Below are 16,478 nucleotides of genomic sequence, written 5' to 3'. Positions count from 1 at the left end.
GTTGTCAATTTGCGAAAGAAATTATGCGTCACCTACTTGTTTTCCTAAAACTGATGTGATATAATAATTCAAGTCCAGAAAAGGAGTAAAAAATATGCGGCAAGGTATTCTTAAATAAAATTTGATAATGGGCGCAAAAATGATTGCCCCTTGCAGGGGCTTAGTTTTTGTACCCAATTTAAGAATACTTTTGCCTTTTTAGTAAATATCGTGACGGACAGCGGCTCATGTAAGCCGTCATACTTCTGTTTGTCCGAAGTCATGATCCCCAGCGGTAAAAGTATTAGCCGCTGGGGATTTTTGCGCCCATTTGGGCCTTGTATGGAGGATAGACATGAACATTATCAATATCGGGATTCTTGCCCATGTAGACGCTGGAAAGACAACCTTGACGGAGAGCCTGCTATATGCCAGCGGAGCCATTTCAGAACCGGGGAGCGTCGAAAAAGGGACAACGAGGACGGACACCATGCTTTTGGAGCGGCAGCGTGGGATTACCATTCAAGCGGCAGTCACTTCCTTCCAGTGGCACAGATGTAAAGTCAACATTGTGGATACGCCCGGCCACATGGATTTTTTGGCGGAGGTGTACCGCTCTTTGGCTGTTTTAGATGGGGCCATCTTGGTGATCTCCGCTAAAGATGGCGTGCAGGCCCAGACCCGTATTCTGTTCCATGCCCTGCGGAAAATGAACATTCCCACCGTTATCTTTATCAATAAGATCGACCAGACTGGCGTTGATTTGCAAGGCGTGTATCAGTCTGTTCGGGATAAGCTCTCCGCCGATATTATCATCAAGCAGACGGTGTCGCTGTCCCCGGAAATAGTCCTGGAGGAAAATACCGACATAGAAGCATGGGATGCGGTCATCGAAAATAACGATGAATTATTGGAAAAGTATATCGCAGGAGAACCGATCAGCCGGGAAGAACTTGCGCGGGAGGAACAGCGGCGGGTTCAAGACGCCTCCCTGTTCCCGGTCTATCATGGCAGCGCCAAAAAGGGCCTTGGCATTCAACCGTTGATGGATGCGGTGACAGGGCTGTTCCAACCGATTGGGGAACAGGGGAGCGCCGCCCTATGCGGCAGCGTTTTCAAGGTGGAGTATACAGATTGTGACCAGCGGCTCATCTATCTGCGGCTATACAGCGGAACGCTGCGCCTGCGGGATACGGTGGCCCTGGCCGGGAGAGAAAAGCTGAAAATCACAGAGATGCGTATTCCATCCAAAGGGGAAATTGTTCGGACAGACACCGCTTATCCGGGTGAAATTGTTATCCTTCCCAGCGACAGCGTGAGGTTAAACGATGTATTAGGGGACCCAACCCGGCTTCCTCGCGAAAGGTGGCGCGAGGACCCCCTCCCCATGCTGCGGACGACGATTGCGCCGAAAACGGCAGCGCAAAGAGAACGGCTGCTGGACGCTCTTACGCAGATTGCGGATACTGACCCGCTTTTGCGCTACGAGGTGGATTCCATCACCCATGAGATCATTCTTTCTTTTTTGGGCCGGGTGCAGTTGGAGGTTGTTTCCGCTTTGCTGTCGGAAAAATACAAGCTTGAAACAGTGGTAAAGGAACCCTCCGTCATTTATATGGAGCGGCCGCTCAAAGCAGCCAGCCACACCATCCATATCGAGGTGCCGCCCAACCCGTTTTGGGCATCCATCGGACTGTCTGTTACACCACTCCCGCTTGGCTCCGGTGTACAATACGAGAGCCGGGTTTCGCTGGGATACTTGAACCAGAGTTTTCAAAACGCTGTCAGGGATGGTATCCGTTACGGGCTGGAGCAGGGCTTGTTCGGCTGGAACGTAACGGACTGTAAGATTTGCTTTGAATACGGGCTTTATTACAGTCCGGTCAGCACGCCGGCGGACTTCCGCTCATTGGCCCCGATTGTATTGGAACAGGCATTGAAGGAATCAGGGACGCAACTGCTGGAACCTTATCTCTCCTTCACCCTCTATGCGCCCCAGGAATACCTTTCCAGGGCTTATCATGATGCACCGAAATACTGTGCCACCATCGAAACGGCCCAGGTAAAAAAGGATGAAGTTGTCATTACTGGCGAGATTCCCGCCCGCTGTATACAGGCATACCGTACTGATCTGGCCTTTTACACCAACGGGCGGAGCGTATGCCTTACAGAGCTGAAAGGATATCAGGCCGCTGTCGGCAAGCCAGTCATCCAGCCCCGCCGTCCAAACAGCCGCCTGGACAAGGTGCGCCATATGTTTCAGAAGGTAATGTAAAGATACATAATCGTCAAGACGGCAACAATCAGAAGTTATGGAGGGTAACGGGCGATCATACGGCAACAGTGCTTGGCGCTGCTCTGACCGGAACGGGTGTGCTTGCATTGGCAGCTGCAATCTGCGCGCGCAAAAGAAAGCGCATCTGATAAAACTAGGCGCTCTCATTTCGCTTGCCACAAGAAGTCGGTACCGCGCGGGTGTGGACTGCGGCTCAAACTTAGACGGCTCAATAAATAAATAAGCTGCAAGGGACTGGTCCCGGAACTTTTCCGGGGTCAGTCCCTTCAATTTGACCCGACCCCTCCGACGTTTCAGTTGGTTGCGTAGGCGTCGAGGTCAGTCATCCCTAAAGGGCCCGAAGTCGAATCACGTCCGCTCCGATCCCGTCCTCGATATGGCCGAAGGCCTGTTCGGCTGGCTCACTATCCAGGCGGTTGTCCTTGACGCCTATTCCGAAGGAGGCATGCGAGCGATATCGGCTCGTCACGATCCCCATAGCTCATCTTGACCGCGTGCCATTTGGGCAGGCGGCGCAGCTATGGCTCCCTTGTTAGTTTTCGACGTTGTATAAGGCGATCGCAATCGTCTTGAGCTTCTTTAGGGAACTTGAACAAGAGATATGGCCTGCTGGCGATTGATTAAGTCCATTCGTTTTGGTTACAAGAAAACATACTGCGCGCCTGCAGCATGAAGAAGAGGGAATCCATATGAATATCGTTGTATTGAGTGGTAGCCCGCGCAAGGGCGCCAATACCGACACCATGGTCGAGGCGTTTGCCGAGACCGCGCGTAAGGGCGGCAATACGGTCGACGTCGTCCGCGTTGCCAGCAAGAAAATCGCTGGTTGCCTGGGGTGCCAGTATTGCTTCGCCCACGAGGGCAATTGCGTGCAGAAGGATGACATGGCCGACGTGATCGAGTCGCTGAAAGGCGCCGATATGGTCGTCTTCGCATCGCCTATCTACTGGTTCGATATCACTGCGCAGGAGAAGGCTGCCATCGACCGCCTGTACGCCTTCGGTGCTACGGGCTTCCCGTTTACCAAGACGGCCCTTTTGCTCGATAGCCACAGCGAGGGGGTCTATGATGCGGCGATCGCTATGTACAAGTCAGCCTGCGCGTACTGCAAGTGGGAGAACCAGGGCATTGTCATCATCAGCGGTATGACCGAGCGCGACAGCATGGCATCGTCGCCCAAGTTGGAAGAGGTGCGAGATCTCGCTCGCAAGCTCGCCTAAGGACAAGAAGAACGCATGGCAATCGGTGTTATTTGAACTGCTTGCCGTCCTTGCCAGGTGAATCGTTGATTGCCATGCGCCGTTGCCCTTGCGGACAATCTCGGCGTGCTAGGAGGCCTTCTCACTCAGGAACTCCCTGAATGCGGGGATGTCAAAGCCAACGAGACCACGCCCGCGCTCTCCGATGACGCCGTCCTCGAGGAGACGGCGTTTATATTGGCTTGCATAGTTGCCGGCAACGCCCATGCGTTTGGCTATCTCCGAGACCCTGCTGGGGCCAGAGTCGGGCAGCATCGCGAGCAAAAACTCAATGTCTTTATCGGAAAGCTCCCGATAGGTCGTTTCGAGAATTCGATCGCGCAGCTCCATACGGGCAAGCAGAGAACCCTGCTGGACATCAGGTGCGCTGATTTTGGGCGAGTTCTCCGAAACATCCCATGTGCGATATCCGACGAGCTGCATCATGTAGGGGAATCCGTCGACGGCCTTCACAGCATCCTCGAGCGCTTCTGGTGTGATTGAACGTCCTCCGGCCTCAACGGTTTTGCGAAACGCGTTTGCAATTTCAACGTCAGTGATTCGTCCTAACTGATGATATTGGGAACGCCTGAGGAACGAGACGGAATCGTTACGCAGCAGCGCCGATACTTTGTAGGGCAGTCCTGCCATGAGTAGGGCAACTTTTTTACCTTCGCGTACAAAGTGCTGGTAAACAGAGGCAAATTGAAGCATTTCTTCGAGATCGACGGTGACTTCATCGATGGTGATGAGAAGTCCTATGTCATGTTTTTCGAGTTGCTTAAAGATACCATTCATGCGTGTGCGCCAGTTGCCCTGGGCCTCTTGAGCATATGTCCAATCGATGCCCACTGGACCAATTTGAACGCCGTTTATGCGCGCGTGAGGCTGTGAGAGATAGCTATCTGCGGCTTCTTTGGTTCGCTCGATAATATCTTCGAGCATGCCTGGCATGGCGGAGACATTTGCTGCGATCCAGCCGTGTTCAAGCGCCGTTTCTGAAAGGAGCGAGAGAAGCGCCGTCTTGCCCGTTCCCCTTGCGCCCGTAAAAATAGTCGACAGGTTGGGATCTCCCGGGCCGTTGATAAAGCCACGGTTGATGTCGCGCAGGATATGCTCGCGACCCGCTAGAAAGGGAGGGACGCTTCCAAATGTTGGGGTAAAGGGGTTCTTGCTGTACTCCATGGTAGCTCCTTTGCAAGTTTTGCTAATTTTTGCAAGTTTTGCTAATTTTTGCAAGTTTTGCTAACGACAGACCAAAGGGCATCGAAGCAGTGGCGCTGACATGTTTTACGCAGAAAAATAAGCAGAAATCAATTTATCTGCGTTAAAAAATAGTTGAGAAGAAAAACGACGAGTCCCGGGCGCAATGCCGTTGCGTTCCGGGCCTCGTCGCTTTGCGAAGTGTCTAACGATCTCGTTGCCGTCGTCCTAGTCAAACAAACTCGGCATGTCGTTTTCTTTCATGAGGGCACCGGCAGAGGGGAGACTCTGCGCGGTGAACTTCTCGGCCGAGACGCCGGCGCCAAGGATTTCCTCGGTCGTGCCGACGGTGGTGACCGAGCGACCCTTCTTGGCGGTAAAGGCCTGGACGCCCTGCGTGTTGGTGGTCGTCTTGGTCTTGAGCAGCGACGTGTTGAAGTTCATCAGGCGGTAGTCGCTCGAGACCAGCGCGATGTCGCGGTCTTCCTTGAGCACCTGGGCATAGAGCAGTTTGCTGCCACCGTAGATGGCGTTCTTGAGGCGCTTGCGGTTGGTCTTGGTGACGTATCCAGAAAGCGCGACGCGCACCACGCGGCCGTTCTCAAAGACAAACAGCACGTCGGCCTTGTAGTCCTCGGGGTCGATGACCCAGATCACGCTCTCGTCGGATTCCATCTCGAGGTCGGTGGGCAAGTACGAGCCCAGCTGGGCCGACTTGGTGTCCTCAAACGCCGCAACCTTGCACTTGTATACCTGGCTCTTGTTGGTAAAGACCAGCAGCTCGTGGGTGTTGGAGGACGGGAACTCGATAAAGGGTTTGTCGCCGTCTTTGTACTTGAGCGTGGCCGCCTTCTTGAGCACGCGGTCGGTCATCTTTTTGAGATAGCCTTCGCGCGAGAGCATGATGGTCACCGGATATTCCTCGACCTCGGGCTCCAGGCTTACCTCGATAACCTCATGGGGCTCAATCCTACCCGTGCGGCGCGGCATCACGTACTTTTTGTTGACCGCGGCCAGCTCGTCGCTGATGACCTTCTTGATGTTCTCTTCGCTCGAAAGGATCTCCTCAAGCTCGGCAATCTCACCCTCAAGCTTGGCGATGTCCTTGGTGCGGTTGAGGATGTACTCCTCGTTGATGTTGCGGAGCTTAAGCTCCGCAACAAACTCGGCCTGGGTCTCGTCGATGTCGAAACCCTTCATAAGGTTGGGCACGACCTCGGCCTCGAGCTTGGTGCCACGGATGATGGCGATGGCCTTGTCGATGTCGAGCAAGATCGCCTCAAGGCCGTGCAGCAGGTGCAGGCGCTCGGACTTTTTGCCCAAGTCAAAGTTAATGCGGCGACGCGTGGACTCAATACGCCACTTGACCCACTCGTGCAGGATCTGGCGTACGCCCATAACGCGGGGGTAACCATCGACCAACACGTTAAAGTTGCATGAGAACGAATCCTGCAGCGTAGTCGAGCGATAGAGCTTGGCCATGAGCTTGTCGGGGTCGACACCGCGCTTAAGATCGATGGCGATACGCAGGCCCGAGAGGTCGGTCTCGTCACGGATGTCAGCGATCTCCTTAACCTTGCCTTCTTTGGAGAGCTTGACGATGCGATCGATGATGACATCGGTCTTGGTGGTGTAGGGGATCTCGTAGACCTCGATAATGCGCTCTTCGGGAATCCAGCGCCAGCGGGAGCGGATCTGGAAGCTGCCAAGGCCGGTCTCGATAATCTTTTCCATCTCCTCGCGGCGGTAGATAATCTCACCGCCGGTCGAGAAGTCGGGCATGGGCATGTACTCGAGCAGATCGCAGTTAGGATCCTGCAGGTAGTGCATGGTGGCGGTGCATACCTCGTTGAGGTTGAAGCCGCAGATGTCAGACGCCATGGCGACGCCGATGCCCTTGTTGGCCGAGACAAGGATGTTGGGGAACGTGGTGGGCAACAGGCGCGGCTCCTTCATGGCGCCGTCGTAGCTGTCGACAAAGTCGACCGGGTCCTTGTCGATGTCCTTGAAGATCTCGGCACTGATGGGGGAGAGCTTGGCCTCGGTGTAACGCGAGGCGGCGTAGCTCAGGTCGCCCGAATAGTACTTGCCAAAGTTGCCCTTCGACTCAACGAAGGGGGCGAGCAGCGCCTCGTTGCCGGTGGCCAAGCGCACCATCGTTTCGTAGATTGCGGCGTCGCCGTGCGGGTTGAGCTTCATGGTTTGGCCCACGATGTTGGCGCTCTTCTGGCGCTCACCTTTGAGCAAGCCCATCTTGTACATGGTGTAGAGCAGCTTGCGGTGCGAGGGCTTAAAACCGTCGATCTCGGGGAACGCACGCGAGACGTTGACGCTCATGGCGTAGGGCATGTAGTTGACCTCGAGCGTCTGCGTGATCGGCTGATTGGTGACCTCGGAGTGCAGGCCGATGACGTTCTCGGCGTTGACCTGCTTTTTCTTTGGCTGGTTCTTCGTCTTCTTCTTTGCCACGATTTCCTCTTGAACTTCTTATGGGCCGTCGTTATCGATTTGCTGCTACTGCAGGTCCAGCTGGTCCAGGTATTCCTTGCCGTGCTCCGAGATATGACGCTTGCGGCCCGCCTCGTCGCTGCCCAGCAGAAGGTTGAACATGGTCTCCATCTTGGTGACGTCTTCGGACTCCACCTTGATCAGACGACGCGTCTCGGGGTTCATGGTGGTGAGCCACATCATGTCCGGGTCGTTCTCACCAAGACCCTTGGAGCGGTTGATGGAGCACTTCTGGTCGCCGATCTCCTTAAGAATGCCGTTCTTCTCGAGCTCGGTGTAGGCAAAGTAGGTCTTCTCTTTGCAGTTGATCTCGTAGAGCGGCGACTCGGCGATATACACGTAGCCTTCGTCGATAAGCGTGGGCACCAGGCGATAGAGCATGGTGAGCACGAGCGTACGGATGTGATAACCGTCGACGTCGGCGTCCGTACAGATGATGACCTTGTTCCAGTTGAGGTTGTCCAAGTCAAAGGCGCCCAGGTTCTTGATGCGCTTGTCCTTGATCTCCACGCCACAGCCCAGCACGCGCATGAGGTCCATGATGATGTCGGACTTAAAGATGCGCGGATAGTCCTCCTTTAGGCAGTTGAGGATTTTGCCTCGGACGGGCATAACGCCCTGGAACTCGGCATCGCGCGAGGTGCGAATGGCGCCTGCTGCCGAGTCGCCCTCTACGATGTAGATCTCGCGACGGCTCTTGTCCTTGGAGCGGCAGTCGATGAACTTCTGCACGCGGTTGGCCATGTCGGTCTTCTGCTGCAGGTTGGTCTTGATGCTCTGGCGCGTCTTCTCGGCATTCTCGCGCGAGCGCTTGTTGATGAGCACCTGCTCCATGATCTTGTTGGCGGCATCTTTGTTCTCGATCAAGTAGGTCGAGAGGCGCTCCTTAAAGAATGCCGTCATGGCCTGCTGGATAAAGCGGTTATTGATGGCCTTCTTGGTCTGGTTTTCGTAGGACGTCTGGGTGGAGAAGCAGTTGGTCACCAGCACCAGGCAGTCCTGGACATCTTGCCACTTAATGCCGCTCTCGTTTTTGTTGTATTTGCCCTGTTGCTTAATGTAGGCATCGATGGCGCTGGTGAGGGCACTGCGGGCCGCCTTCTCCGGCGAGCCGCCGTTCTCGAGCCAGGAGGAGTTGTGGTAGTACTCCTGCATCGTGAAAGTGCGCGAGAAGCACATGCAAGCAGTGATTTTTACGTTGTAATCGGGTAGATCCTCGCGATCGCGACCGCGACGGTCGGCCTCGATAAAGAAGGGCTCGGTAAGGTAGTCGGTACCGACCTTCTCGAGCACGTAGTCCTCGATGCCCTTGGGATAGCAGAAGTCCTCTTCGGAAAACTCGCCGTCGTCGCCCTCGATGCGCAGCCGGAAGGTCACGTTGGCGTTGACCACGGCCTGGCGGCGCATGGTCTCGCGATACCAATCGTGGGGGATGCTGATGGAGGTAAAGACCTCAAGATCGGGGCGCCACTTGATGGTGGTGCCGGTGCGGTTCTCGTCGCTGGGCTCAATCTCGAGTGCCTTCTTTTTGGCGCCGACGACCTTGCCCTTCTTAAAGTGCAGGGAGTACTTGTTGCCGTCGCGCCAAACCGTGACGTCCATGTATTCGGAGGCGTACTGGGTTGCGCACGAGCCCAGGCCGTTGGTGCCGAGCGAGAAGTCGTAGTCGCCGCCCTGGTTGTTGTTGTACTTACCGCCGGCGTAAAGCTCGCAAAAGACGAGCTCCCAGTTAAAGCGCTTCTCGGAGGGGTTCCAGTCAAGCGGGCAGCCGCGGCCGTTGTCCTCTACCTGAATGGAGCCATCGCGAAAGGCGGTAAGGGTGATGAGCTTGCCGTAGCCCTGGCGCGCCTCGTCAACGGCGTTGGATAGGATCTCGAAGGCGGCATGCGCGCAGCCGTCGAGCCCGTCCGAGCCAAAGATGACGGCAGGGCGCAGGCGTACGCGCTCCTCGTCCTTGAGCTGACGAATACTGTCGTTACCATAGTTTGCGGTGTTTTTTGCCATGCTCGCTCTCTCGATGCTCCTTTGCCGCGTTTTAGTCATATAGATAGTCAAGGTAGCATAGCCCAGCCCTTGGGCGATTCCAACCAACACGAAATCCATCGAACAATCGTTCGGAGTTCGATGAGGTTTCGTTTACTCGCACAAAACCGAGTCGGTATTGTGCGAGTAAGTTTGAATTGCGAACCGAAGTTGTAATGTCCGCATAGCGATGACGAATGAGCCGAGTCAGCGTCTCTCATAAAAGTAACTAGGAGCTAGCGGGGCCTATCCGAATTGACCTCATTGGCGGTATCGGCTTCGAGCGCCGTGCGGCGGGCGCTGTAGGCGACGAGGCCGGCGCCTGCCGCGGCGAGTGCTGCAGCGGCTGCCGTAAGGGGAGCGCATGTATCGCCCGTGCCCGCAAGCGCGCCCGCTTTTCCGGGGCGCTTGCTATTGTTGTGGTCCTTGCCGCTGCTGGAGCTGCTTCCGCCGGAGCCGCCGCCCTTGTCAGTACCGCCGCCACTCGAGCCGCCACCGTCGTCCGCCGTCATCGGTGCATCGTGAAGCCCCGTCGTATCCGCGCTGTCGCATACGCCGACCTGAACTTCTGAGCGTTCGCATGCCGCGTCGGGCACATGAAGCTCGTGCAGTACGGCACCCAGCGCCGAGTTTGCACCCGGTCGAATTTCCTCGAGCGTTACGGGATCGAGCGCCACCAGATTATGCGCCTTCGCATACAGCGTTACGCGTTTGCCCACTTCGTCGCTCCAGCTCTCGGGGATGGCGAAGCTCATGCGGAACTGTGCCGTGCAACCCGGTGCCAGCACGGCGTTGCCGTTGTCGGCTACCAGCGGGTGCGTTGCAAAACGTGCGCCCAGCGTCTCGAGCGCGTACTTCACGTGTGCCATGTCTTTGGTCGAAGCATCCTCGGCAAGCTCTGGATCGTAGATCGAAACCATGCGTGCGTTCAGTCCGAATCCGATGGATGCGCTGGAGAACGGCTGGCTGGAGCCCTCTCGGTACAGATCGATCGTGCCGGCGGTCAGCAAGGTGTTGCCGTCGTTTCGCACCGTGACCATGAAGGATTCGCCTGCTGCTCCGGGTACCACCGCGCCCGAGGTAGCGACCGCGCCCGTCGGAGTGGCACACGCCACCAAGGGCACTTCGATGCCGTGCAGCTCTGCCTCGCTCTTCTCCGCGCTCACAATGTGCGTGGCGAGTGCGGAGAGCATGCCTCCCGACGTCAAAAATGTCGTTATCTGATCGACGGGATGGTCCAGCTCGCACATCACGAACGGCTCCGTGAACAGATCGCCTGCCAAGGTGCTGGCGAAGATGCGGAAGTGCTTGCCCATCACTGCTACCGGGTTGCCTTCTTCGTCGTAGGTTTGTCCCACCTTGCCATCGGTGTTCTCTACATAGAGCACGCACCTGCCGTTGTTGCTTACGCTAAACGATGCCGGGCCACAGCCTGCGGCACCCACGGGCTGCGTTGCAAATGCCGATGCGCCTCGCGTCCAAGTAATATGCTGCAGTTGCTCGTTGACGGTTGCCAAAAAGCCCGAATGTTGTGGCCATGGCACCGCATGAGGTACCGTGTCGTCTGGTGACATAACGTCCCAGCACGCAATGGACTGGCCGATCACGGCGTACGATGCGCAGCCGCAACCGTCTGCGGTCTCGTACGCAACGGACACCACCATTTTGCCGTTGATATTCTCGGGCTCGCCCAGCTCGATACTCGACGGTGCTTGCGGAAAGCGGAGGACCTGACGGAACGTGAGACTGTCGCCCAAATCATCCGACCACAAGGTAAAGCATTCCAGCGCAACCTCGGCCTCGCTGCCGAGCGCCTTTTCTGCGGTGGCTCCGCGGCGGTGGAGGTAGGCACCCGACAGGCGCCCGTCGACGAGCGTCTTGCCCACCGTGATACGCGGGCACTGCAGACAATGGTAGCCATCCTCCTGAAGGCGGCCGCGCGAGATGCTGCGCCACGACGTATACGACACCACGCGAACTTCGCTATTACTTATGCGCAGGCGCACGACGGACAGTATGCCGGCTGTGCTTGCCGTATCGAAAAGGGTGTTGTCACCGGCGGGGCGCTCGCCCGAGATCAGCAGCACGTAGGCGTCCTGGTTTCCTCTTCCGTCCGTATATTCCACCACGTCGAAGTCGTAATCGAATATGCCGTCGCGCTCCACGTCGCCCTCGCCAAACCCAAGGGGAAAGTCCACGGGAGTGGGAGCGGACCACGTGCCGTTTGCCTTTGTGTGCACCACCAGGCGCGAGCGGCCATTGTCGCCGTAGCGCACCGAGGCGATACGGAACTGGCATTCTACGCCGGCAATCATTGCCAGCTTCATGTGAGCTTCGCTGAGCACGCCAGTAAACAGCACGTTGTCGCTCGAGGGTTTTATGCCGCCACGCTCGTCCTCCGATACACCAGCAGAATTGGCGTTGGGGTCCGCAACGGCGTTCGTCGCCTGCCCGATATAGGTGTACTCATACATCGGCGCGGCGTTTTCGTCGTTCTCTATCAGTGTATGGACGAAATGCTCGATCTGTCCCGTGTCGTCGCTTTCTGCATCCGCCTCGAGCTCAATGCGCGTGACCGCTTGATCCCAATCGCGCACGACAGGCGCGACGTTTGCGGCAGTGGCCTTAACCTCGGCGCGTGCGAGCAGCTCGGCGTTGGTGACGATGGTGGCCGATGCGATAAATTGCGGCACGCCGCCTGCCTCGGCATTGCCGGCCGTGCCGAAGCAGGCATCCAACGTGTAAGGCGTATCTCCACCCAATGCGAGCTCAGAGCGCTGGAGCACATACTGGTTGCCATTGTTCACCGACATATTCCACGAATCGAGAAGTGTGGGCCACGACCCCGACCAAGCCTTGGTGGTCCACTTGAACATTACGAACTGGAGTATCACATCGACATCGACGTCTGCACCTACGCGCAGTCGCGGAAGCTGGTGTCCATCTGCCTTCTCGTGCCCAATGAACAGCGTGAGGGATGCGGCGCCGCGCACGGCAGACGAAGCGACGCCTGCAACGCCGGCGCCAAAGGTGACGGCAAGCCCGATCTGGATGGTGAACGAGCCCGAGGTGTTTGAATAGTCGAGCGAAATGTTTTTAAAAAACGCCGCGCCGCTGCCGTGCGTGTGGGCACCCACGGCGAGCGCCAGCTTCGCCAGCACCCAGGGGTTGACGTTTAGGAAAAACGGCACCGGTCCTAGGGTAAACTGCTCGGTCCAATTGAGGTCGGTTCTTACCTGGAAGAGGGCCTTAATATTGCCAAATGCGGGGTCGTTGTTGTCACCCCAGGTTTTGCCCACCCAGTCGTAGGCGAGCGATCCGTACAGCTGTGTGGCGATATCCATCGTAAAACGCGGCGTGCAGTGGTGACGAAGCAGCTTAGTGTTCCTTGGATCGGTGCCCGAACCGGCACTCATACTTTTGTACTGATTCCACTTCCCCTCCATCTCGTCGAGGTAGCGGTTTGCCTGCTTGGCGCCCGACTCGCGCGATGACTTCTTCCAGTATTCCGGATCCGGATTGCCCGAATCGTTCATGTAGCCGACCGGTTTGTATCCTCCGCTAAACAGCACGTATCCGGCAAAAGAGAAATCGAACAAAATGGGGAACGAGGGCATCCAGCACGTGAACTTATTGCCGCCGATGCCGGGAAACGCCGCCGGGAAATCAAACGGAGTAATCTCTTGGTCCATGGTGGTGGGGACGATAGTGGTCGAGCCCGATTCTGCCTTTGCGGCCGGCGCGGTGACAACGGCCATGGGGGAGGAGAGTGTATAGGTCTTGCCCTGATAGTCGAGGACAAAGCGCAGCTTGCATCCTTCCTCCAGAAGGCCCGAAGCTGCATCGAGGAACGTGTCTTCGAGTGTGAACCTTGCCAGATTATCCGAACCCGATGCACTGGCCTTGACTTGGCCAATTTGCGTGACGGTTTCGGATGAGCTGCTCGTGGCGGGCATTACCTTGTTGATGCACAGCGTTGCCTGTCCACCCTGTGGCAGATGTGCCTGCACGGTAAAGGCGTGCGTGTCGGGTTGGTCGTTTCCGGCGTCGTCCTTCGGCAGTGCCATGAACGTGGCGTCGGCGTACTGGATGTCCCACTCGTCGAACGTAAGCTGGCGAAAGTACGGCTCACCGTCGGAAAGCGGACGTGTGGGCGCGGTAATGGCGGTGCCGCCCTGGATGCGCGTGAGGGGGATCTCGACATCACGGTAGCCCGCCATGCTGATGGAGATGCCACCGTTAAAGTCGTACGCGTCGAGAAGCGTTGCCTGGTCCACGTAGCCTTCCGAAAGCGGCGCGACCTCAAAGATGGCCGTGCCCTCGTCGTCGGTAGTGGCGGAGATCTGCTTGCCCGCGGCATAACGCGACGCGAGCGTGACCTGGGCTCCTTTGATGGGCATATTCTTGTTGGCGACGTCGACCACGACCACACCAAACATGGTGCGCGAGAGAACGAGCACCTTGAAGGGGTCTTCTTCGTCGGCATAGGCCTCGGTGGGGGCGAATGGCAGTATGAAGGCGTTTGCGCTGCTCGGCACGCGAGGCAGCATGATGCCTGCCAGCGAGGATGCTCCGGCGATAAGTAGCGAACGACGATCAAGCATTTTGGGCTCCCATCCCGCAAATAACGGAGGAAATAATCCTATTTTGCGAGAAGGTGCCCCGTGGCGGTAGTGCCGTTCAAGGGTCAAAATGTCCAAATTGATCGAGCGAAGCGCCGGGTTCCGGAACGCGTTCGATGCGCTTGGCAGCCCGGTCGCTAACGCAACATATGCGCGACCAGCTCGGCGCGAGTTCCGATACCAAGCTTGGCATACACTCCTGATAGGCGGTTTTTAACAGTGCCCGGCGATACTTCCATGTGGCGTGCGATTTCGGCGTTGGTCCATCCGCGGCAGGCGAGCATGGCCATGGTGAACTCCGTGGTCGTTAAATCGTCGGCCACGTCCTCGCCCGAATCGGGGTTGTGGATGCGCCGCCAGCCGTAGCTGAATCGATACGTAATCTCGATGATGCGTGCGAAATCGTCAGGGTATTGCGCTTTTAGGCACGCTTCGATGAGCCCCTGTAAAAGGCCGTGGTGCGCGCCAATGAGCTCGATAAGGCCGTCGGGGCGCGCAATGTCCCAAGTGGCTCCGAAATGTGCCTTTGCGGCGTCGATGTCCTTGAGGCTCATGCATGCCATGGAAGCCGCCAGGTGCAGGAACAGTTCCGAGATGGGATAGCTTCCCTGTTTCATGATCAGGGCATTTTCCACCATGCCCAGGCTGCGGCCATATTCGCCGCGCAGATACAAGGCGTGCGCCATCACGTAGCTGGCGAACAGGCGCAGGCCTTCGGGCAAATGCGCCGCAAGCGGATAAAACTCTTCGGCGGAATACGGGGAAGGCAAGTGCAGCAGGACGCTCGCGGCCGAGGCGAACAGGATATGCACGGCGTGGACGGCAGGCGATTCCTCGTCGGCCGGCGTATCGAGGATGCCAGTAAGGCACCGGCGGGCATCGGCGATACGGTTGAGCGACAGACTGGCGTATCCGCAGATAAAGCATGCGGAATAGCGCAGTGCGGGGTCGGTGGCGTCAAGATAGGGGCGCGCCGTCTTGGCAGCGAGGGTGGCCTGTCCGCGAAAGTACAGCGCTTCTGCCGTGGCAATGGCGCGCGAATCGGGGTCGGAAATGCCTGCAACCGCAGCGTCAATCTGCCCCGGCACAAAGGCGGTGCACATCAACGGCATGGGAACGCAAGGGTAGCCATCGCAGTCCATCTTCCATCTCCCAACAGCTGGCAACAATAGCAGCAATTGTACTCCTGTTACTCGGGACTGGAATTTGCGGGTATGGCATACGATTACGCAGAACGTATAAAGGAAGAGTCTATTGGCGATGCTGCCAAGGTGGCTACCGAAGCCTAGCTGAGCTCGACAGTAGGAAAAATTGCCACCCCTGCAAAAAGCTTTGTCGCAGTGATGGGAAACACATCTTGTTTTGCATATAATGAGGTCATATGACGGTGCGTTTGCATACGTGTGACGCATTCCCATCGAACCGAAAAGGAGCTTTGCATGGATTCCAACAAGCGTCCCGACGACATGGTGCGTATCACCACTTCCGAACTTGCCCAGGTGTTCATCGATGAGCAGGTCGCTGCAATCCGCGAGCAGATCGGCGACAAGAAGGTCCTGCTGGCCCTTTCCGGTGGTGTCGACAGTTCGGTTGTCGCGGCCCTGCTCATCAAGGCCATCGGCAAGCAGCTTATCTGCGTGCACGTGAACCACGGCCTGATGCGTAAGGGCGAGAGCGAGCAGGTCGTCGACGTCTTCAAGAACCAGATGGACGCCAACCTGGTCTATGTGGACGCGACCGATCGCTTCTTGGATAAGCTCGTGGACGTCGAGGAGCCCGAGGCCAAGCGCAAAATCATCGGCGCCGAGTTCATTCGCGTGTTCGAGGAGGAGGCCCGCAAGGTTGGCGACGAGGTCAGCTTCCTCGCTCAGGGAACCATCTACCCCGACATCCTGGAGTCCCAGGATGGCGTGAAGGCCCACCACAACGTGGGTGGCCTGCCCGAGGACCTGCAGTTTGAGCTTTGCGAGCCCGTCAAGCTGCTGTACAAGGACGAGGTCCGCGTCGTGGGCCGCGAGCTCGGTCTGCCCAAGAACATGGTCGAGCGTCAGCCGTTCCCCGGTCCCGGCCTGGGCGTCCGCTGCCTTGGTGCCATTACCCGCGACCGTCTTGAGGCGCTGCGCGAAGCCGACGCCATCGTGCGCGAGGAAATCGACAAGGCAGGTCTGACCATCTGGCAGTACTTCGCCGTGGTGCCCGACTTCCGTGCCACCGGCGTGCGCGAGGGCAAGCGCGCTTACGACTGGCCCTGCATCATTCGCTGCATCAACACCGTCGACGTGATGACCGCCGAGGTGCCTGAGCTCGACTGGGCACTACTCAAGCGTATTACCGCTCGCGTCACAGCCGAGGTTCCCGGCATCTGCCGTGTGTGCTACGACCTCACGCCCAAGCCCGTCGGCACCGTTGAGTGGGAGTAAGCTTTTTGGGCTGCTTTGATCATAATTCCATGAATGGGGAGGCCTCGCGCGATTGCGCGGGGCCTTCTTTTTCGAAAAGAGCTGCCGTCGTGGTGTTGCCACTGTCCATCGTGCCTGCCATCGCCTCTGGTGTTGCTCCTGAGCAGGGCTGGTTTGCGACGAGAACTAGCAGGGCTTGTTGGCGGCACGA

Annotated in this window: 8 protein-coding genes; 3 read left to right on the top strand and 5 right to left on the bottom strand. The window is 57.4% G+C overall.

The genetic code is table 11. The features are described 5' to 3' along the window. Positions 1-334: 334 nt before the first annotated feature. Positions 335-2,254, top strand: a complete 1,920-nt coding sequence (gene tet(W), locus ACQRCA_RS05675) for a tetracycline resistance ribosomal protection protein Tet(W) (RefSeq protein WP_427719403.1) — start codon at positions 335-337, stop codon at positions 2,252-2,254. Positions 2,255-2,964: 710 nt separating this feature from the next. Further along, a complete protein-coding gene (locus ACQRCA_RS05670) occupies positions 2,965-3,495 on the top strand; it encodes a flavodoxin family protein (protein ID WP_427719401.1) in 531 nt (176 codons plus the stop codon). A 108-nt stretch (positions 3,496-3,603) separates the two neighbouring features. On the opposite strand, the gene ACQRCA_RS05665 is transcribed toward ACQRCA_RS05670, so the two are convergent. The 5 genes from ACQRCA_RS05665 to ACQRCA_RS05645 all read right to left on the bottom strand — a co-directional run bounded on the left by ACQRCA_RS05665 (position 3,604) and on the right by ACQRCA_RS05645 (position 15,010). Beyond that, complete coding sequence (locus tag ACQRCA_RS05665; RefSeq protein WP_427719400.1) at positions 3,604-4,698, bottom strand: ATP-binding protein; 1,095 nt, start codon at positions 4,696-4,698, stop codon at positions 3,604-3,606. A 246-nt stretch (positions 4,699-4,944) separates the two neighbouring features. Further along, positions 4,945-7,185: a DNA gyrase subunit A gene (locus tag ACQRCA_RS05660; RefSeq protein WP_427719398.1), complete on the bottom strand. Its 2,241-nt coding sequence runs from the start codon at positions 7,183-7,185 to the stop codon at positions 4,945-4,947. A gap of 45 nt (positions 7,186-7,230) precedes the next feature. Further along, the gene (locus ACQRCA_RS05655; protein ID WP_427719396.1) at positions 7,231-9,228 is read right to left on the bottom strand and encodes a DNA gyrase/topoisomerase IV subunit B; all 1,998 of its coding nucleotides are present in this window, start codon (positions 9,226-9,228) and stop codon (positions 7,231-7,233) included. Between the two features lie 254 nt (positions 9,229-9,482). Further along, a complete protein-coding gene (locus ACQRCA_RS05650; protein WP_427719394.1) occupies positions 9,483-13,850 on the bottom strand; it encodes a hypothetical protein in 4,368 nt (1,455 codons plus the stop codon). Positions 13,851-14,005: 155 nt separating this feature from the next. Further along, positions 14,006-15,010 (bottom strand): helix-turn-helix domain-containing protein, encoded by a 1,005-nt coding sequence (locus tag ACQRCA_RS05645; RefSeq protein WP_427719393.1) that lies wholly within the window; start codon positions 15,008-15,010, stop codon positions 14,006-14,008. Between the two features lie 297 nt (positions 15,011-15,307). Here ACQRCA_RS05645 and guaA point away from each other — a divergent pair, with 297 nt between their 5' ends. Next, on the top strand, positions 15,308-16,288 hold the full coding sequence (gene guaA, locus ACQRCA_RS05640) for a glutamine-hydrolyzing GMP synthase (protein ID WP_427719392.1): 981 nt from the start codon (positions 15,308-15,310) through the stop codon (positions 16,286-16,288). Positions 16,289-16,478: the final 190 nt, after the last annotated feature.

Source organism: Collinsella sp. SGI.095 (assembly GCF_050314535.1).
Lineage (GTDB): Bacteria > Actinomycetota > Coriobacteriia > Coriobacteriales > Coriobacteriaceae > Collinsella.
The sequence above is the reverse complement of the archived record's forward strand: the minus strand, read 5'-3'. Positions and strand labels throughout refer to the sequence as shown.